We start from the raw sequence: 18906 nt of genomic DNA, 5'->3' as shown, positions 1-18906 counted from the left end.
GCGTGACCGGCCAGGCTCTACTGCAGCGGACGTGAAGCACATGGCGCCCTGCGATCCCGATCATTGCATCAATGGCTCGACAGCCGCAGGACTGAACCTAGCAGAGAAGTCCTAGACATCGCATGCCTTCTGGCACGACGAAAGTTGACTTGTGGCACCTGATCCGGCGCGGTCGCAGGCGCACGATGGCCTCACCTTCCGAACGGATGCCCCACCATGCGCCACCTGATCCCCGCCCTGATCCTGATCGTGCTGGGCACGCTGTTCCTGCTGGACAACCTCGGCTTCCCGGGCTTGGACGTGCGCGAGCTCATCGCCACCTGGTGGCCGCTGCTGCTGATCCTGGGCGGCATCAACCTGCTGCTGCGCCGCGCCAGCGGCCAGCAGGCGCGCTGCCGCGACGTTTCCTGACGCCAACAGAGGCAGACAGTTGCCCTTCCAAAGCAGCAACGCGCACGCCGCGAAATCTCCTGGCCGGAGAAAAACCACAAAAAAAGCCGCACCAGAGGTGCGGCCTTCTTGCCATGCCTTGGCGGAAGCCGGACAAGGCCGGCCCACCGACCTCAGGTGCGCGGCAGGGTCACGCCGGTCTGTCCCTGATACTTGCCGCCGCGGTCGCGATACGAGGTCTCGCACACATCGTCCGCATCGGCCTGGAAGAACAGCATCTGCGCCACGCCCTCGTTGGCGTAGATGCGCGCCGGCAGCGGCGTGGTGTTGGAGAACTCCAGCGTCACATGACCTTCCCACTCCGGCTCGAGCGGCGTGACGTTGACGATGATCCCGCAGCGCGCATAGGTGCTCTTGCCCAGGCACACCACCAGCGTGTCGCGCGGGATGCGGAAATACTCGACCGTGCGCGCCAGCGCGAAGCTGTTGGGCGGGATGATGCACACGTCCGACTCGATATCCACGAAGCTGCCGCTGTCGAAGTGCTTCGGGTCGACGATGGTCGAGTTGATGTTGGTGAACACCTTGAACTCGCGCGAGCAGCGCACGTCGTAGCCGTAGCTGGAGGTGCCGTAGCTGACGATGCGATGGCCGCCGGCGTCCTGCTTGACCTGGCCCGGCTCGAACGGCTCGATCATGCCGTGCTGCTCGGCCATGCGCTTGATCCAGCGGTCGGACTTGATGCTCATGCGGGGCGTGTTCCTGAAGGGCGGCGTGCGGGAGGCCGCATTGTAGGCCAGCGGCGGGATGCTGTTAGACCAGCGAGGAGGCGATGGACATGCTGGCGCGCGGACGCTGGTCCAACGCCGCCACCAGCGCCTCGGCCACCTGGCGGTAGGCCTGGGCCACCGGCGAATCCGGCGCCGCCACCACCACCGGCGTGCCCAGATCGCCCTGCTCGCGGATGCGCACGTCCAGCGGCAGCGAGCCCAGCAGCGGCACGCCGTAGTGCGCCGCCATCGCCGCACCGCCACCCTGGCCGAACAGATGCTCGACGTGGCCGCACTGGCTGCACACGTGCTGGGCCATGTTCTCCACGACACCGAGCACGGCGATCTCGACCTTCTCGAACATCTTCAGCGCCTTGCGCGCGTCCAGCGTGGCGATGTCCTGCGGCGTGGTCACGATCACCGCGCCGGCGACCGGAATCTTCTGCGACAGGGTGAGCTGGATATCGCCCGTCCCCGGCGGCAGGTCGACCAGCAGGTAGTCCAGGTCGCCCCAGAGCGTGTCGTTGAACAACTGGGTCAGCGCGCCGGTGGCCATCGGCCCGCGCCACACCATCGGCGTGTCGGCCTCGATCAGCAACCCGATCGACATCGCCTCCAGGCCGAACGCGCGCATCGGCTCGATCGACTTGTTGTCCGGGCTCTCCGGCCGGCCCGACAGCCCCAGCATCGCCGGCACGCTCGGCCCGTAGATGTCCGCGTCCAGCACGCCCACCTTGGCCCCACCGGCCGCCAGGGCCAGCGCCAGGTTCACCGCCGTGGTCGACTTGCCCACCCCGCCCTTGCCGGAAGCCACGGCGATGACGTTGCGGACGCGGGGATGGGGCTGCAGGCCGCCCTGGGGCCGATGTGCGGGAATGGTCATGCCGTCATTGTCGCCGAGAGCGTGACGCGGTCGAAAGCCAAGGCACCGATGGCGAAATATCGTCTCGATACCCGGCCAAATCCGCTAAACCTGATGGTTTCGTCATCCCCCTCCCCGCGCCTGCAAGGTTAAGTTCCCGTTGAAAGGACCATCTCGCGCATTCACGACAAGGAACGTCGCGACCAACACCTGACTTACTGGGGAATTCTCACTATGACTTGCAAGCCACTCTCGCGCAGTCGTCTGACTGCCGCTGTCTTCTCCGCTTTGCTGATGCCAACCGCCGTCGCGTACGCACAGGACGGCCAGAGCGCCACCAATCTGGACAAGGTGACTGTCACGGGCTCGTTGATCCCGCAGTCGCAGATCGAGACTGCCACCCAGGTCATTACCATCAGCGCAGAGGACATCCATGCGCGCGGCTTCAACAGCGTGATCGACATCCTGCGTTCCAGCAGCTTCGCCAGCGGCGGCGTCCAGGGCGGCGAGACCTCCGGCAGCTTCACTCAGGGCGCCGAAACGGTGAGCATGTTCGGCCTCAAGCCGTCCTACACCAAGTTCCTGATCAACGGCCGGCCGATGGGCAATTACCCGGCCCTGTATAACGGCACCGACGCCTTCAACAGCGTCAGCGGCATTCCGATCGACGCGATCGAGCGCGTGGAGATCCTGCCGGGCGGCGCCTCGTCGCTGTACGGCTCGGACGCCCTGGCCGGCGTGATCAACTTCATCCTCAAGAAGGACTACGAAGGCACCACGCTGAACGTGCGCGGCGGCACCTATACCGAAGGCGGCGGCAACTCGGTCCGCTTCAGCCTGACCAACGGCTTCAACGCGCTCGATGGCCGGCTGCACTCGGTGACCTCGCTCCAGTACGAGACCTCCGATCCGATATGGGGATACCAGCGCGATCTCACCGACTCGACCAACACCAAGGGCTACAGCGCCTCGCCTGCTTCGCGCGACTACCTGGTCTACGGCTACCGCCAGATCGGCCAGAACGGCTTCGGCAGCAACGGCTATCTGTTCCCCGACGGCGTGGACTGCTCGGCGGTCACCTCGCAGTTCGCGGGCACCGAAGGCTTCCAGACGCGCGCGGGCTACGGCAGCTACTGCGGCTCCAACTACGCCCCGGGCTATCGCACCATCAAGAACGGCAAGGACTCGCTGCAGCTCTACAACCGCACCACGTTCAACGTCAACGACCACTTCGATCTCTATGGCGAAGTGCTCTACAGCCATGACGCGGCCGAGTTCGCCTCCGGCAGCAACTACACCTGGTGGGGCACGGGCGTGAAGTACGGGTACTACTACGACCCGGACTACGACAGCCTGCTGAACCTGCAGCGCGCGTTCTCGCCCGAGGACGTCGGCGGCAGCTACAAGAACATCATGAACAAGGACACCACCAAGAGCTACACCATCACGCTCGGTGGCAACGGCTCCTTCGGTGAGGCCTGGGACTACGATGTGGGCTTCACCCGCAACGAGACCCGACTGGACTCGCGCACCTTCGTGCGTTGGGCCGACAAGATCAACGCTTATTTCGAGGACAAGATCCTGGGTCCGCAGCTTGGGGTGGATCCCTATTTCGGCGCCTATCCGGTCTTCCGTCCGGACTATGCGGCGTTCTACACCGTCATGCCGTCTCAGGACTTCGCCAGCTTCACTGGCTACGGCACGGCGCGGGCCAAGACTTGGGACGACACCTTCCGTGCACAGTTGACCAATACGGATCTGTTCGCGCTGCCGGGCGGCTCGGCCGGTCTGGCTTTTGCGGTTGAAGCCGGCAACGAAGGCTGGAACTATGAGCCGATCCCGGGAATCATGGACGGCGCGGTCTGGGGCCTGACCGACGTGGCCGGCGCGGGTCATCGCACCAAATACGCCGCCATGGCCGAGCTGCGCCTGCCGATCGTGGACATGCTCACGGCGTCGTTGTCCGGTCGCTATGACGCCTACGACGCATACGGCAAGAAGATCGATAAGGCCACCTGGAGCGGCAGCCTGGAATTCCGTCCGATCGAAAGCCTGCTGATCCGCGGCAAGTACGGCACCGCGTTCAAGTCGCCGACGCTGCCCGACCAGTTCCAGGGGTTGAGCGGTTCGTACTCCTATGCGACGGACTACTACAACTGCGGACTGGAAGGCTACAGCCCGGACGACACCGAGGGCTGCTCGACGCGCTATTCCAATGCCCAGTACTTCGGCACCAAGGAAGGCAACAAGGATCTGGAGCCGATCACGGCCGACACCTGGAGCGTCGGCGCGGTGTGGGCACCGACCGCGCGCTTCTCGCTGGGCGTGGACTACTACAGCTGGGACATCAAGAACGAGGTCGCGCAGCTGGACAGCGACCAAATCCTCCTGCAGGAGTACTACTGCCGCAACAACCAGGCCGGCGCCGGAATCGTGTCCTGCGACCAGGCCTACGCCTGGGTGACGCGCGGCCAGGACGGCACGCTCCAGGAGGTCTACACCCCACGCATCAACGTGTCGCGGCAGAAGCTGGAGCTGTTCACCGTCAACAGCAAGTACCTGCAGGACATCGGCCGCTTCGGCGAGCTGATGTTCGCCGCCAACTACACCAACAAGCGCAAGCATGAGCTGCAGTCCGACCAGACCCAGCCCTACCTCAACCTGATCAGCGACCCGACCGCCAACTGGACCTACGACGCAGGCCCGAAGTGGAAGGCCGACGCGTCCGTGGGCTGGGCGATCTCCAAGTGGACCACGACGCTGTACGCCAACATGCTGGGCGCGACGCCCAACTATCTGGCCTACGCCTCGGGCAGCATGGACTACACCAACTCGGCCGGTGCCAAGGCCAGCAAGTGGGGCACCTACACCACGTTCAACCTGGGCGTGGACTACCAGGTGGAAGACAATCTGCGGCTGTCGCTGCAGGTCAACAACATCGGCAACAAGCTGCCCGACGGACAGGCCTACAACTATCCCGGCACGTCCACCACGCCGTACAACAACTATCTGTATAGCGTCTACGGTCGCGCGGTGTACGCTCAGATGCGCTACGACTTCGGCAGGTAAGCAGCGTCTGAGGCATGCTGTCTGGAGGCCCCCGCAAGGGGGCTTCCTTTTTCGTTGCAGGAGAGACGATGGAGAAGCTCGAACGCCAATACGCCACGGCCGTGGATGCCCTGAATCGTCGGGCATGGACCCAGGCCAGACAACTGGGCGAGCCGTTGTTGCAGCACTGGCCTGATCACGCCGGCTTGCACTTCGTCATTGGCGTGGCCGCGCTGGAACAGGGCGCCTGGAAGGACGCATTCCGTCATCTAGTAATGGCGACCCGACTCAACCCGCAGCGCCCCGACTACGCGGCGCAGTTTGCGCGGCTCCTGCTGGAATGCCAGCAGCCAGGCGATGCGCTGGCACAAGCAGAACGGGCGATGGCGCTGCAGCCCTCCGACCCGATGACGCTCAATACCTTGGCGGTGGTGTTGACCCGCTGCGGCGCGCATGCGCGTGCTGCGAACGCCTTCAAGGCCGCGGTCGAGCAGGCCCCGCAAGAGGCGAGCCTGCATTTCAACCTGGCCACCGCGCTGACGGCGATAGGGGATCTCGCGGGCGCCACCGAGGCATGCGAGGCCTGCATCCGTCTGCAGCCGGACTACTGGCGTGCGCATCTCACTTTGGCGCAACTTTCCAGGCAGACGCCCGAGCACAATCACGTCGAACGCCTGCAGGAACTGCTCGCCCGGCACGCCACCCCTTCGGCGCAGCTCCACCTCAATCTGGCGCTGGAGAAGGAGCTCGATGACCTGGGCGAGCCGCAGCGCGCCATGGCCCATCTGATCGCCGGCAAGGCGGCGTGGCGGCCGCAGCTGAATCGGTCCGGGCCGAGCGATGCCTCCGTCTTCCAAGCCATCGAGCAGGCCAGCCAGGTCCTTAACTCGGCTGGCTCAGGCTACCGCGGCGCGCCACCGAAGCCCATTTTCATCGTCGGGATGCCCAGAAGCGGCACGACCCTGGTCGAACGCATCCTGTCCTCCCATTCCCTGGTCCACTCGGCCGGCGAGCTTCAGCACTTCCCGGTGGCGTTCAAGAAGGCCACCGGCATTCTCTCTCCCTGGATTCTGGATCCCGGGACGCTGGCGGCTGCACCGCGCATCGACTGGCACGCCCTGGGGCACGACTACCTGCAGATGGCCCGCTCGGCCGCGGGAAACAAGGCGTTCTTCATCGACAAGCTGCCGCAAAACTTCCTCTACGTCGGCTGGATCGCCCAGGCCTTGCCCGAAGCGAAGGTCGTCTGCCTGCGACGCGATCCCATGGACACATGCGTTGCCAACTTCCGGCAGCTGTTCGCACCGACCCCGCAGTACAACTACTCGTTCGACCTTCTTGATGTAGGCCGTTACTACATCGGATTCGACCGGCTCATGGCGCACTGGAACCGTCTGCTGCCGGATCGCATCCTGGAAATCGACTACGAGGATATCGTCGAGCACCAGGCGGACAGCACGCGCAAGCTGCTCGCATTCTGCGGACTGGACTGGGAGGACGCGTGCCTGTCGTTCGAGCGCAACACCGCACCGGTGTCGACGGCGAGCGCGGTGCAGGTGCGCTCGCCGATCTACCGCAGTTCGCTGGGACGCTCGAAACGCTATGGCGAGGCATTGGCCCCGCTTCGCGGACTCCTGACTCAAGCAGGCCTGATGAACGGCCCGCGCAACCGCGTCGAGCACACCTGAAACAACAAGCCGCACGCCGGCTCGGCCGCGTACGCGAGGAATGAAGAACACCCAAAGCAAAGGGCCGGTCCTTTCGGACCGGCCCTCCTGTTGCATCGAACCCGATCGAATCGATCAGTAGTCGTAGCGGACCGTGAAACGGAGCGACCGCGGCGTCTGGTAGTTCACATCGTTGAGGTAGTTCGGGCTGATCACGTCGCGCGAGGCTTCCTTGAACTCGTTGTACTCGGTGACCTTGCCGTTGTTGAACAGGTTGAACACGTCGATTTTGAACTTCAGCTTGTTGTCCGCCCACGACGGTACATAGGCAGCCGACATGTCCAGCGTCCAGGACCACGGCGTGCGACCGGCGTCGCCGCGCTGGCGCAGTTCGCGCGTGCCATCGTCGTTGAGGCAGTAGAAGCTCGACCCGCTGTAGGCGTTGAGCGTGCCGGCATCCGGCTGGGCGATGCCTTCCAGCGGAATGTAACCCTGGCAGTTGACCGGACGGCCGGACTGCACGATCAGGTTGCCGCCGAACTGCCACTCCGGCGTCAGTGAGTACACGCCGAACACCTTCAACGTATGGCGGCGATCGTTGGGCAGGAAGCCATAGCTGCCGTCCATGAACAGCCTGTGGTCGAAGTCCTGGGTCAGGCCGGGATCGCCCTGCTCCAGCGTCGAGTTGACGTAGCCTTCGATGTTGCCCTTGCTCTTGGCGTAGGTGTAGGAACCCTGCAGGTTGAGCTTCTCGCCGGTGCGCTCGAAGAACAGCTCCAGACCGCTGTACTTGCGCTTGTACTTGGGCAGGCCCAGGTAGGACGCCGGCAGCGTGGCCAGTTCGACCTCGCCGTCGCCGTTGAGATCGACGTTGATGGTCACATCGTCGCCCGGGTTCAGGAAATAGCAGCTGGGCACCGAGGTGTAGTCGAAGTCGTCGTAGCCGTTGTCGGCGGCCCAGTCGATCCACGGGTTGGTCGTGCAGGTGTCGTCCATGCCGGACTTCACCTCGCGATAGGTCAGGCGCGTGCCGACCATCCAGGCATCGGTCAGCTGCACCTGCGCGCCCAGGATGACTTCGTCCTGGTACATCGGGGTCAGGCTGGTCGAGGCGACGGAGGCCGGATTGGGTGCCTCGCGCGAACCGTTGACCTGGGTCGGGCCGATCTGGGCGCCCTGGCCGACAGGCGTACCGTCAGCGTCGCTCCATCCGTTGACGTAGTACCAGTTGAACTCGGTGAACTCCGAGCCGGTGGCGCGGATGCTCGAGTTGCTGGCGACGGGGATGTAGTAACGACCGGCGGTACCGAAGAACTTCAGGCTGGCGTCGCCCACCACGTCCCAGGAGAAGCCCAGACGCGGCGCGATCTTGTAGTCCGACTCGACCCAGGCGATGCCGTCGCCGTTCTTGTTCTCGAACTTCTCGCCACGCACGCCCAGCTGCAGCATGAAGTTGTCGGTGACCTGCCAGTTGTCTTCCAGGTAGATCGCGCTGTTGACGTTCTCGTAGCTGGCGCTGCTGGTCTCACGCACGCGCGAGCGGGCATAGGTCGCGCCGCGCGGGACGAGCTGGCCATTGACGGTACGACCCGGCTGGCCGGCGTAGGCGCCGGTGGCCACCGAATTGCCGGGCACGGTGTAGTACGCCCAGTTGATGCCACCGGCGTAGGTCTGGCCGCGGTGACTGGAGTCGTACTTTTCCTGGTCCACGCCGAAGCGCAGCTTGTGATCGCCCAGAACCCACTCCGCGTCCACGCGGTAGGCCTTGCGCACGTCCTCGTCCGGCGCCACGTCCGGGTCGGCGATGAAGATGATGGTGCCGGGGTTGCAGCCAACGTAACGGTCGACGACGCTGGTGGTCAGGCCGAAGCTGTAGGCCCAGGGGCACTCGCTGCCCGGCGGATTGGCGGGCAGGCGCGAGTCGATCAGGTTGCTCAGGTAGCCGTACTGGGCCGACAGGGTGAAGTTGTCGGTGACATAGCCGGTGTACTTCAGGATGCCCAGCTTGCCGCCGTTCTCGATCTCGTACTGCTCGATCGGCGCCTCGTGGCGACCGACGTTGTAGCGGTTCTCGCCGTCGGCGGTCGGGTTGTAGTCGTAGGTGTGGTACTTGGTCTTGCGCTTGTTGTAGAGCCCGGTGAACTCCAGCAGGTTGTTGTCTGTGATGTACCAGTCCAGCTTCAGGAAGCCCTGCGGGGTGGTGTCGCTGGTCTTGCGGCTGTTCAACGAGTAGTAGTCGTCGGTCTGGTTGTCCCGCCCTTCGGCCAGGGCGAAGAAGAACAGCCGATCCTTGATGATCGGGCCGCTCGCGTAGGCCGAGTAGATCAGGCTGCTCGAGGTGTTGTCGCTGCGGTAGACGTAGAGCGGATCGGCGGCATCCGGGTCGCGCTCCTGCACGTCCTTGCCCGAGGCCTTGCCCCACTCCGGCTCCCACTCGACGCTGCCGCCGAAGTGCCAGTCGTTGGAGCCGGACTTGGTCACGATGCTCACGATGCCACCCAGCGAGCGGCCGTACTCGGCGCTGTAGCCGCCGGTCTTGACCTGCTGCTGCGCGATGGCCTGGAACGGCATGCGCGCGAAGGACAGCATGTTGCGCATGTTGGTGACGTCGAAGCCGTTGATGTAGTAGCCGTTCTCGGCGACCGAGGAGCCGCCGAACGAGGCCAGGTTGCCGAAGCCGGTATCGCCGCGCACGGTGCCCGGCGCGAGCAGCGCGACCGAGGTCACGTCGCTGGACACCGGCAGCGCGGCGATCTGGTCGGCGGTGAAGACCGAGGTCGACTCCACCGAGGACACGTCGATGGGGTTGTAGGCACGCGCGCCGACCACGGTCACCGAGTCCAGCGTGGTGGCGTCGCCACCGAAGGTCACCTGCGAACCGCTACCGACCTTGACCACGACATCGCGCGTCTGGCCATCGGCCGTGATCGCGTAGTTGCCCGGCGGCAGCTGGCTGAAGGTGAAGCGGCCCGAGCCGTCGGCGACGATCGAGCGGGTAAAGCCCGTCTGCGGGCTCTGGATGGTGATGGTGCTGCCCGGCTGACTGCTGCCGAAGATCGAACCCACGGCGCTCTGCGCCTGCACGCCGCCGGCCACGCACATGCCCAGCGCCACGCTGAGCGCGCTGCGCCGGATGTTGCTGGACAGCCTTCCACGAACTCCACGAGTTGCCATATCTCTCTCTCAGATAAGTGCGACGCAGGCCGGTGGCGGCCCCGCCAGAAGTGGTCCCTCCCGTCGACGGCGCGCCGGATGTGTCGATACGTGACAGAGTTGCGCACGTTGCGACGCCGCGCCATCCGTGGCTTAACAGAAGGTTGACTGGAGATTAACCTGCGTTTTATTTGTCGCAAGCTGACAAAAATTACAAGTGCGTAAAAGTGCGCTTCTGCGTGATGAACGGGGGTTGCGAACGCCTTGTCCTACCTACGTGCGGGGACACCACGGTCAGCAGATGACTTTGTTGTCACACCCGACATATGACGACACAAGAACCCACCTGCTCCCACCACACGCCGCAGTACGGTATAAGGGCGCAAGACCACATCCCTGGGAGGGGAGCGATGCACAAGACGATCCTGATGTTGTCCCTGGCCGTGCTGGCCGGCGCCGCGTCCAGCGCGATGGCGGCCGACGGGGCGGTGGGACGCTGGAAGACCATCGACGACAAGACCGGCGAAGTGAAATCCATCGTCGAGATCAGCGAGGCGGCCAACGGCAGCCTGACCGGCAAAGTCGTGGAAATCCTCAAGTCGGACAAGGGCCCCAACCCGGTCTGCGACGGCTGCTCGGGCGAGCGCAAGAACAAGCCGATCAAGGGCATGACCATCCTGTGGGACCTCAAGCCCGACGGCGCCAACGAGTGGGCCGGCGGCACCATCCTCGACCCGGCCAACGGCAAGACCTACAAGTCCAAGATGGAGCTGCAGCCGGGCGGCAAGAAGCTGGACGTCTCCGGCTGCATCGCCTTCATCTGCCGCGCGCAGACCTGGCTGCGCGAGTAGCGCCAGTCGCGCCTTGGCGAACACCCGACCAGCCCGGCCTCGCGCCGGGCTTTTTTGTGGCGCTTCTCCAGCGTGCGGAGATCGATCCGTCGATGACATGCGTGCGGGATCGATGAGCGAACGTCATTCCCTGGCCTTGACCCGGCTGACCGCGGCTTTTCCGGTGAATCCGCCATCCATCACTGGCTTGTCGCTGCGGGCGCTGTTAGGCAGCTCTGGGTAGCGCCGAGCTGGCCTGGACATCGCTACAGATGGATCAGGATCTTCGACCCGGAGTCGATTAGCTCAACGCGCGCGGCAGTGGGCCGGCGGGCGGTGGCCGCGCCGAGCGAGGCAGGAAGCCGAGCGCCCGAATCAGGGCAGGATGCCCTGATTGAGGGACAAGCGGCCACCGCCCGCCGGCCCACTGCCCTTCCGAAGCCACGCCCCCTAAAGCGCCCGCGGTCCCTGGATCAGGGAACCGGATCGGGGACCGGGATCGAAAGCAGCCCCCCTTCCGCAGTCCAAAGCCCCACCGGACGGCCATGCGATAATCGCCGACCCCTCTGGTCCGCCATCGCCATGACCCGCACCGCGCTCGTCTCCAACGCCCTGCCCTACGCCAACGGCCCCCTGCACCTGGGCCACCTGGTGGGCTACATCCAGGCCGACATCTGGGTGCGGGCGCGGCGCATGCGCGGCGATAACGTCTTCTACGTCTGCGCCGACGACACCCATGGCACGCCGATCATGCTGGCGGCCGAGAAGGCCGGGGTCACGCCCGAGGCCTTCATCGCCAACATCCAGGCCAGCCACGAGCGCGACTTCGCCGCCTTCGGCGTGGCCTTCGACCACTACGACTCGACCAACAGCGACGCCAACCGCGCGCTGACGGAGCAGTTCTACGTGGCGCTGGAACAGGCCGGCCACATCAGCCGGCGCAACGTCGCCCAGTTCTACGACCCGGCCAAGGGCATGTTCCTGCCGGACCGCTACATCAAGGGCATCTGCCCCAACTGCGGCAGCCCGGACCAGTATGGCGACAACTGCGAGGTCTGCGGCGCCACCTACTCGCCGACCGATCTGAAGGAACCCAAGTCGGTGATCTCCGGCGCCACGCCGGAGCTGCGCGACTCGGAGCATTTCTTCTTCGAGGTCGGCCACTTCGACGGCTTCCTGCGCGAGTGGCTGGCCGGCGATGTCGCCCTGCCCGGCGTCAAGGCCAAGCTGCGCGAATGGCTGGATGCCGAAGGCGGGCTGCGCGCGTGGGACATCTCGCGCGATGCGCCCTACTTCGGCTTCCAGATCCCCGGCCAGCCGGGCAAGTACTTCTACGTCTGGCTGGACGCGCCGATCGGCTACCTGTCCAGCTTCCAGAACCTGTGCGCGCGCCTGGGTGAGGACTTCGCGCCGCACCTGGCCGCCGGTACCCAGACCGAGCTGCACCACTTCATTGGCAAGGACATCGTCAACTTCCACGGCCTGTTCTGGCCGGCGGTGCTGCACGGTACCGGCCATCGCGCGCCCACGCGCCTGCACGTCAACGGCTACCTGACCGTCGATGGCGCCAAGATGTCCAAGTCGCGCGGCACCTTCATCATGGCGCGCACCTACCTGGACGTCGGCCTGGAGCCGGAGGCGCTGCGCTACTACTTCGCGGCCAAGTCCTCCGGCGGCGTGGACGACCTGGACCTCAACCTGGGCGACTTCGTCTCGCGGGTCAACGCCGACCTGGTCGGCAAGTTCGTCAACCTGGCCAGCCGCTGCGCCGGCTTCATCAACAAGCGCTTCGAGGGCCGGCTGGCCGATGCGCTGCCGGACGCGGCGCAGTATCAGCGCTTCATCGAGGCGCTGGGTCCGGTCCGTGAGGCCTACGAACGCAACGACCCGGCCGCGGCGATCCGTCAGGTGATGGCGCTGGCCGACGAGGCCAACAAGTACGTCGACGAGACCAAGCCCTGGGTCATCGCCAAGCAGGAGGACGCCGATGCCCAGCTGCAGTCGGTCTGCACGCAGGGGCTGAACCTGTTCCGCGTGCTGGCCGCCGGCCTCAAGCCGGTGCTGCCGCGCACCGCGGCCGAGGCCGAGGCCTTCCTGTCCGCGCCGGTGCTGGGCTGGGAGGAACTGGCCCAGCCGCTGACCGCGCACGTCATCCAGCCCTACACCCCGCTGTTCACCCGAATCGACCCCAAGCGCATCGACGCCATGACCGACGCCTCGAAAGACACTCTGGCCGCCGCGCCAGCAGCACCCGCCGCGACCAAGCCCGCGCCCGCCAAAACCGAAACAAAGGCGCCCACTAATCCCCAATCCCCAATCCCTAATCCCGGCCTCATCAGCATCGACGACTTCGCCAAGCTCGACCTGCGCATCGGCAAGGTGACCGCCTGCACGTTCGTCGAGGGCTCGGACAAGCTGCTGCGCTTCGAACTCGATGCCGGCGAACTGGGCACGCGGCAGATCTTCTCCGGCATCCGCGCCAGCTACGGCGAGCCGGACAAGCTGGTCGGCCGCAGCGTGGTGTTCATCGCCAACCTGGCGCCGCGCAAGATGCGCTTCGGCATCAGCGAGGGAATGATCCTGTCGGCCGGCTTCGACGGCGGCGCGCTGGCGCTGCTGGATGCCGACGCGGGCGCGCAGCCCGGCATGCCGGTGCGCTGACCGCCACACAGCGGCACGTTCCTTCACATCTCGGCCGGACGCAAACCGCGTACAGTCGGCCGAGCACATCGCGCCCTGCGTCCATGTCCCCAGCGCCTCCGACTCCCGACGCCAGTCCGCGCTCCCGCCGCGCCCTGACCGGGCTGAACTTCTTCGTCGCCGATGTGCAGGACGGGCTCGGCCCGTTCCTGGGCGTCCAGCTGCAGTCGGTCGGCTGGCAGGCCGGCGCCATCGGCCTGGCGATGACCGCCGGCGGCATCGCCGGCCTGCTCGGCACCGTCCCGGCCGGTGCGCTGGTGGACGCGACCCGGCGCAAGCGCGCGGTCGTGGCGCTCGCCTGCCTGCTGACGGTGGCGAGCAGTTGCCTGGTGCTGGCCTCGCACGCCTTCCCGGTGGTGGTCGCCTCGCAGGTGGCCAGCGGCCTGTGCGGGGCGATCATCGGCCCGGCGCTGACCGGACTGACGCTGGGCCTAGTGCGGCAGGCCGGGTTCGAGCGGCAGATGGCCCGCAACCAGGTGGCGAATCATGCCGGCAACGTCGTGGCGGCCGCCGCGGCCGGCTATCTGGGCTGGAAGTTCGGGCTGGTGGCGGTGTTCGCGCTGCTGGGCGGCTTCGCCCTGCTCGCCACCGCCAGCCTGTGGCGGATCGACCCGCGCCAGATCGACCACCAGGCCGCGCGCGGCAGCGAGCCGGGCAGCGACACGGCGCCGCCCGCGCAGGCGGTGCGCTGGCGCGATCTGCTGCGGCAGCGCCCGCTGCTGTTGCTCGGCATGGCCCTGCTGTTCTTCCACCTCGGTAATGCGGCCATGCTGCCGCTGTACGGACAGGCCGCGGTGGCCACGCATGCGGCCAATCCGGCGGTGTTCACCGCCGCCACCGTGATCATCGCGCAGCTGGTGATGGTGCTGGCCGCGCTGGCGGCGATGCGGTTGCTGCCGCGCTATGGGCATTGGTGGGTGTTGCTGTTGACCTTCGTCGCCCTGCCGCTGCGTGGACTGGTCGCCGCCGGCACGCTGGGCTCGCTCTGGGGCGTGCTGCCGGTGCAGGCGCTGGACGGCATCGGCGCCGGCCTGCAGAGCGTGGCGGTGCCGGCCACGGTCGCCAGCCTGATGCACGGCACCGGGCGCACCAACGCCGCGCAGGGCCTGGTGATGACGTTGCAGGGCGTGGGCGCCTCGCTCAGCCCGGCGCTGGGCGGCTGGGTCGCGCAGCACTGGAGCTATCGCATCGCCTTCCTCGCGCTCGGCAGCGTGGCCGTGCTGTCCCTGGTCCCCTGGCTGCTGCACGGCCGGCGGGCCGCTGTGCGAGACGCGATCGCATGACGCCCTGGCTGGTGTGGGCCACGACAGCGGCGACGGTGGTGTGCGTGGTGACGCGCCCGGGGCGCCTGCCCGAATGGGTCTACGCCGTGGCCGGCGCGCTGGTCGTGGCGCTGTCCGGCGCCCTGCCCTGGGCGGGCGTGGGCCATGCGGTGGGCGAAGGCCTGGACGTGTATCTGTTCCTGGCCGGCATGCTGCTGCTGTCCGAGCTGGCCCGCCGCGAAGGCCTGTTCGACTGGGTCGCGCAGCTGGCCGCGCAACATGCGCGCGGCTCGGGGCGGCGCCTGTTCGCGCTGGTGTTCGCCACCGGCGTGGTGGTGACCACCTTCCTGTCCAACGATGCCACCGCCGTGGTGCTGACCCCGGCGGTGATCGCGGTGGCGCGCAAGGCGCGTGCGCCGATGCTGCCGCTGCTGTTCGCCTGCGCCTTCGTCGCCAACGCGGCCAGCTTCGTGCTGCCGATCTCCAACCCGGCCAACCTGGTAATGTTCGGCACGCACATGCCGCCCCTGCCGCAGTGGCTGGCGCGGTTCGGGCTGCCGTCGCTGGCGGCCATCTTGCTGACCTATGCGGTGCTGGCCTGGAGCCAGCGGCGCGCGCTGGCCGGCGCGGTGTCCACCGAAGTGCCGCTGGCGCCGATCAACGCCCACGCCCGGCTGACGCTGTTTGCCTTGGCCGCGACCGCGCTGGTGCTGATGCTGGCCTCGTGGCAGGACTGGTCGCTGGGCTGGCCGACCGCGGTGATGGCGGCGCTGGCCGTGCTGACCGTCTCGCTGCGCGGACGCAGCGCGCCGTGGCCGGTGCTGGCCGGCGTGAACTGGGGCGTGCTGCCGCTGGTGGCCGGGCTGTTCGTGCTGGTCGAGGCGCTGCGCCAGACCGGCCTGGTCGCGACCCTGGCGGGCCTGCTGCGCGACCAGTTGCAGGCCGGCACGGTCCAGGCCACCTGGGTGGTGGCCGCCGCCACGACGGTGGCGGGCAACGTCGCCAACAATCTGCCGGTGGGGCTGCTGACCAGCGCCACGCTGGCCCAGGCCGCGCCGCCGGAAGTGGTGCGCGACGCCGCACTGATCGCGGTGGACCTGGGGCCCAACATCGCCGTGAGCGGTTCGCTGGCGACGCTGCTGTGGCTGTCGATCCTGCGCCGCGAGGGCGAGCACGTCGGCTTCTTCCAGTTCCTGCGCCTGGGCCTGGTGGTGACCCTGCCTGCGCTGGCCGCGGCGATCGCGCTGCGGCTGGCGCTGGGCTGAAGACGGCGACCGGGCCATCCGATGCAGCTGGCGCTGTTCGACTTCGACCACACGCTGACCACGCAGGACACCTACGCCGGGTTCCTGCGCCGCATCGCCACGCCCGAGCAGCTGGCGCGGGCGCGCTGGAACATCGCGCCGTGGCTGCTGGCCTACCGAGCGCGGCTGCTGTCGGCCGGCGCGCTGCGCGCGCGCGTGACCCGCATCGCGTTCGAAGGACAGGCGCATGACGAGGTGCTGGCAGCCGGCGAACACTACGCGCGCGATGTGCTGCCCGGCGTGTTGCGGGCGGACATGTATCAGCGCTTCGACCAGCACCTGGCGCGCGGCCATACCGTGGTCGTGGTCTCCGCCTCGCTCGATGCTTACCTGCGCCCGTGGTGCCAGGCCCAGGGCGTGGCGCTGATCTGCAATGCGCTCGAGCGCGTCGATGGCCGCTGCACCGGCCGCTATGCCGGGCGCGATGTGGGCCGGCACAAGGTGGCGCGCATCACGGCCGAGTACGATATGGCCAGCTTCGAACGCATCCACGCCTACGGCGACAGCGGCGAAGACAAGCCAATGCTCGCCCTGGCCCACGCACGCTGGTATCGCGGCCGGCCCTGCTCCTGACCGATCCGCACACCCCCGCGCAGCCCGACCGCCACGCATGACCGATCTTTCCCCTTCCCTCGTCGAACGCCTCGACCGCCTGCTGCCGCAGACCCAGTGCGGGCAGTGCGGGTTCGACGGCTGTCGCCCCTACGCGCAGGCGATGGCGCGCGGCGAGGCCGGGGTCGAGCGCTGCCCACCCGGCGGCGATGCAGGTGCGCGGGCGCTGGCGCAGGTGCTGGGCGTGCCGGCGCAGCCGTTCGATCGCAGCCGCGGTGCGCATCTGCCGCCGCGCGTGGCGCTGATCGTCGAGGCCGACTGCATCGGCTGCACCAAGTGCATCCAGGCCTGCCCGGTCGATGCCATCGTCGGCGGAGCCAAGTTCATGCATACCGTGCTGGAGGACCTGTGCACCGGCTGCGCGCTGTGCGTGCCGCCGTGTCCGGTGGACTGCATCGTGATGGAGCCGGCGGCTTAAAGCCGCGCGCCGAACCCGTCCGGGCTGCCTCAGTGCGCGGCGCACGCGCTGCAGATGCGCTCCACGGCATAACCCTTGGCGCGCAGCTTCTCGACCACGCCGTCGGGCCCGAGCAGGTGCAGCGCGCCGACCACCAACAGCGTGTCGTCTCCGCCCGGACCCTGCAGACGCGCCTCGAGCTTGGGCAGCCAGGCGTCGTTGCGCGCCACGTTGATGCGCTGGTACAGCGCGGGGTACTCGCGCTTCATGTCCGCGGCCAGTCCATCGCGCAGCGTCTGCACGTCGCCGGCGCGCCAGGCGGCATGCAGGCGCTGGGCTTCGCGCTCGCCCGTGGCGCCGGCATCGTCCAGGGTCTCGGCCAGGTACTGGCGCTGTTCCTCCGCGCTCATGCCATCGAGCATGGCGACCTGATCCTGCCCGCGCTCCAGCCCGCTGACCGGCTTGCCGGCCTGGCGGGCCAGCTGGATGAAGTGCAGGTCCAGGCCCAGCTGCGGATCCAGTCCCTGCGCGGTCATTTCCTGCACGCTGAGGGTGGTCGCCACCAGCCACGGTTCCAGATGCGCGAACAGGTCGATCGGCAGGTTATGCGCCTGCGCATAGGCCTGCAGCTTCGCCCAGGTCTTGGCATCGATGCGCTGCTGCAGGGTCTGTCCGGCGGGCAGCTGCGCGGCGGCCAGCATCGCCTGGCCCAGCGCCGGCGATTGCAGCTCATCGCCTGAGAGTTCCAGCACCACCTGTTCGGCATCGGCGAAGGCCGCATCCACGTCCGGCGAGAGCGGATAGTCCTGCGCGGTGAGCAGGTGGAACGAGCCCAGCAGGTACAGGGTGTGCTCGCCCTTGCTGACCTTCCACAGCAGCGGCACGGGCGGCGCGGCCCAGGCCGGTGCGGCCACGGCCAGCAGCAGCGCGGCCAGCAGGAGGCGGCGCAGCGCCGACATCAGTGCGCGCCGCCGCCGACCGGTCCGTTGTACATCTTCTCGCCGGCATCGACCAGCAGATCCAGCCGGTTCTCCGCCGGCGGCAGCGGACAGGTCGCATAGACGGTGAACACGCAGGGCGGGTTGTAGGCGCGGTTGAAGTCCACCACCACCCGGCCCTGCGCGTCGGGCGCGTCGGTGTCGATGAAGCGGCCGGCCGGATACGAGCCATGCCCGCTGGTGCGGTCGGCCAGCACCAGGAACAGCCCGCCGTTGTCGCCTTCCATCGCCGTGAGCGCATAGCGCTTGCCGTCGCGTTCGAACTCCACCTTGCCCGGACTGGGCGCGGCGATGGTGTTGCCGACCATGTCGGCATAGGTCAGCGTGGCGCCGGCCGGGCCCGGCACGAACCTGCCCTCGATGCGCCAGGCCGGATCGGGCGTCCAGTACTCGAGTTCGGTGAAGCCCACCCGCGCCGGCGCGTTGGCGCTCTTGATGCGCAGGCCGTAGCGCGGGCCGCGGTGGATCAGGGTCATCCGGTCGGCGCCGTCGTCGAAGCCGATCACCGTCGCCGGCCCGGACTGATCGTCGACCAGGCGGATGCGCCCTTTCAGCGGCTGGCCGTCGGCGGTCACCGCCACGCCACGCTCGGGGGTGAAGAACACCTTGTCGCCGTCCACCTGGACCAGGCCCAGCTTGGGCGGACCGACTTCCAGCTTGATGCCGCTGGCCTCGCTGCGGCCGATGTAATGCGCCTTGAGCGTGAGCCAGTGCAGCCCGACCAGGCTGGTCCAGCCGTCGGGCGCCAGCAGCGCCTGGCGGCGCTCGGTGCGCCAGATCGCGTTGTCGGCCAGGAAGGTGGTGTCGGAGGTCACCGCCGGACCGGCCTGCGGCGCCCCCGCGCGGTCGCTGCAGGCCGTCAGCAACGACGCCAGCGCCAGACATCCGAAAAGCGCCCCGGTCTTGCCCATCG

The 18906-nt window shown here is 67.4% G+C and carries 14 protein-coding genes; 9 read left to right on the top strand and 5 right to left on the bottom strand.

Going from position 1 to position 18906, the window contains the following annotated elements; translation table 11 throughout:
* Window positions 1–216 precede the first annotated feature (216 nt).
* Window positions 217–411, top strand: a complete 195-nt coding sequence (locus MWN52_RS07805) for a LiaI-LiaF-like domain-containing protein (RefSeq protein WP_130518899.1) — start codon at window positions 217–219, stop codon at window positions 409–411.
* 152 nt (window positions 412–563) lie between these two features.
* Here MWN52_RS07805 and dcd read toward each other — a convergent pair whose 3' ends face one another.
* Window positions 564–1139, bottom strand: a complete 576-nt coding sequence (gene dcd, locus MWN52_RS07800; protein WP_130518903.1) for a dCTP deaminase — start codon at window positions 1137–1139, stop codon at window positions 564–566.
* 64 nt (window positions 1140–1203) lie between these two features.
* The gene (gene apbC, locus MWN52_RS07795; RefSeq protein ID WP_286577353.1) at window positions 1204–2043 is read right to left on the bottom strand and encodes an iron-sulfur cluster carrier protein ApbC; all 840 of its coding nucleotides are present in this window, start codon (window positions 2041–2043) and stop codon (window positions 1204–1206) included.
* A gap of 273 nt (window positions 2044–2316) precedes the next feature.
* On the opposite strand from apbC, the gene MWN52_RS07790 reads away from it, so the two are divergent.
* Together MWN52_RS07790 and MWN52_RS07785 are read left to right on the top strand one after the other, a co-directional pair.
* Window positions 2317–5091 (top strand): TonB-dependent receptor plug domain-containing protein, encoded by a 2775-nt coding sequence (locus tag MWN52_RS07790; RefSeq protein WP_286577351.1) that lies wholly within the window; start codon window positions 2317–2319, stop codon window positions 5089–5091.
* A 68-nt stretch (window positions 5092–5159) separates the two neighbouring features.
* Entirely contained in the window at window positions 5160–6758 is a 1599-nt protein-coding gene (locus tag MWN52_RS07785) for a tetratricopeptide repeat-containing sulfotransferase family protein (protein ID WP_286577350.1), read from the top strand.
* A gap of 114 nt (window positions 6759–6872) precedes the next feature.
* On the opposite strand, the gene MWN52_RS07780 is transcribed toward MWN52_RS07785, so the two are convergent.
* The gene (locus MWN52_RS07780) at window positions 6873–9911 is read right to left on the bottom strand and encodes a TonB-dependent receptor (protein WP_286577348.1); all 3039 of its coding nucleotides are present in this window, start codon (window positions 9909–9911) and stop codon (window positions 6873–6875) included.
* A 389-nt stretch (window positions 9912–10300) separates the two neighbouring features.
* Here MWN52_RS07780 and MWN52_RS07775 point away from each other — a divergent pair, with 389 nt between their 5' ends.
* From MWN52_RS07775 to rnfB, 6 genes are all read left to right on the top strand, one after another.
* Window positions 10301–10741, top strand: a complete 441-nt coding sequence (locus tag MWN52_RS07775; RefSeq protein WP_130522197.1) for a DUF2147 domain-containing protein — start codon at window positions 10301–10303, stop codon at window positions 10739–10741.
* A 561-nt stretch (window positions 10742–11302) separates the two neighbouring features.
* Window positions 11303–13381: a methionine--tRNA ligase gene (metG, locus tag MWN52_RS07770; protein ID WP_286577346.1), complete on the top strand. Its 2079-nt coding sequence runs from the start codon at window positions 11303–11305 to the stop codon at window positions 13379–13381.
* Window positions 13382–13464: 83 nt separating this feature from the next.
* Window positions 13465–14703, top strand: coding sequence for an MFS transporter (locus MWN52_RS07765; RefSeq protein WP_286577344.1), 1239 nt, complete (start codon window positions 13465–13467; stop codon window positions 14701–14703).
* On the top strand, window positions 14700–15947 hold the full coding sequence (locus MWN52_RS07760; protein ID WP_130522194.1) for an arsenic transporter: 1248 nt from the start codon (window positions 14700–14702) through the stop codon (window positions 15945–15947). The genes MWN52_RS07765 and MWN52_RS07760 overlap by 4 nt, the downstream gene beginning before the upstream one ends.
* A 21-nt stretch (window positions 15948–15968) precedes the next feature.
* Window positions 15969–16559, top strand: coding sequence for an HAD-IB family hydrolase (locus MWN52_RS07755; RefSeq protein WP_286577343.1), 591 nt, complete (start codon window positions 15969–15971; stop codon window positions 16557–16559).
* Between the two features lie 37 nt (window positions 16560–16596).
* Window positions 16597–17016, top strand: a complete 420-nt coding sequence (rnfB, locus tag MWN52_RS07750) for an Rnf electron transport complex subunit RnfB (RefSeq protein WP_130529583.1) — start codon at window positions 16597–16599, stop codon at window positions 17014–17016.
* A gap of 29 nt (window positions 17017–17045) precedes the next feature.
* Here the strand turns inward: rnfB and MWN52_RS07745 are convergent, their stop codons facing one another.
* Window positions 17046–17954, bottom strand: coding sequence for a TraB/GumN family protein (locus MWN52_RS07745; RefSeq protein WP_286577341.1), 909 nt, complete (start codon window positions 17952–17954; stop codon window positions 17046–17048).
* On the bottom strand, window positions 17954–18904 hold the full coding sequence (locus MWN52_RS07740) for a DUF1684 domain-containing protein (protein ID WP_286577340.1): 951 nt from the start codon (window positions 18902–18904) through the stop codon (window positions 17954–17956). The genes MWN52_RS07745 and MWN52_RS07740 overlap by 1 nt, the downstream gene beginning before the upstream one ends.
* Window positions 18905–18906: the final 2 nt, after the last annotated feature.

Source organism: Pseudoxanthomonas winnipegensis (assembly GCF_030322905.1).
GTDB lineage: Bacteria > Pseudomonadota > Gammaproteobacteria > Xanthomonadales > Xanthomonadaceae > Pseudoxanthomonas_A > Pseudoxanthomonas_A winnipegensis.
This window is presented reverse-complemented; position numbering and strand designations above follow the sequence as displayed.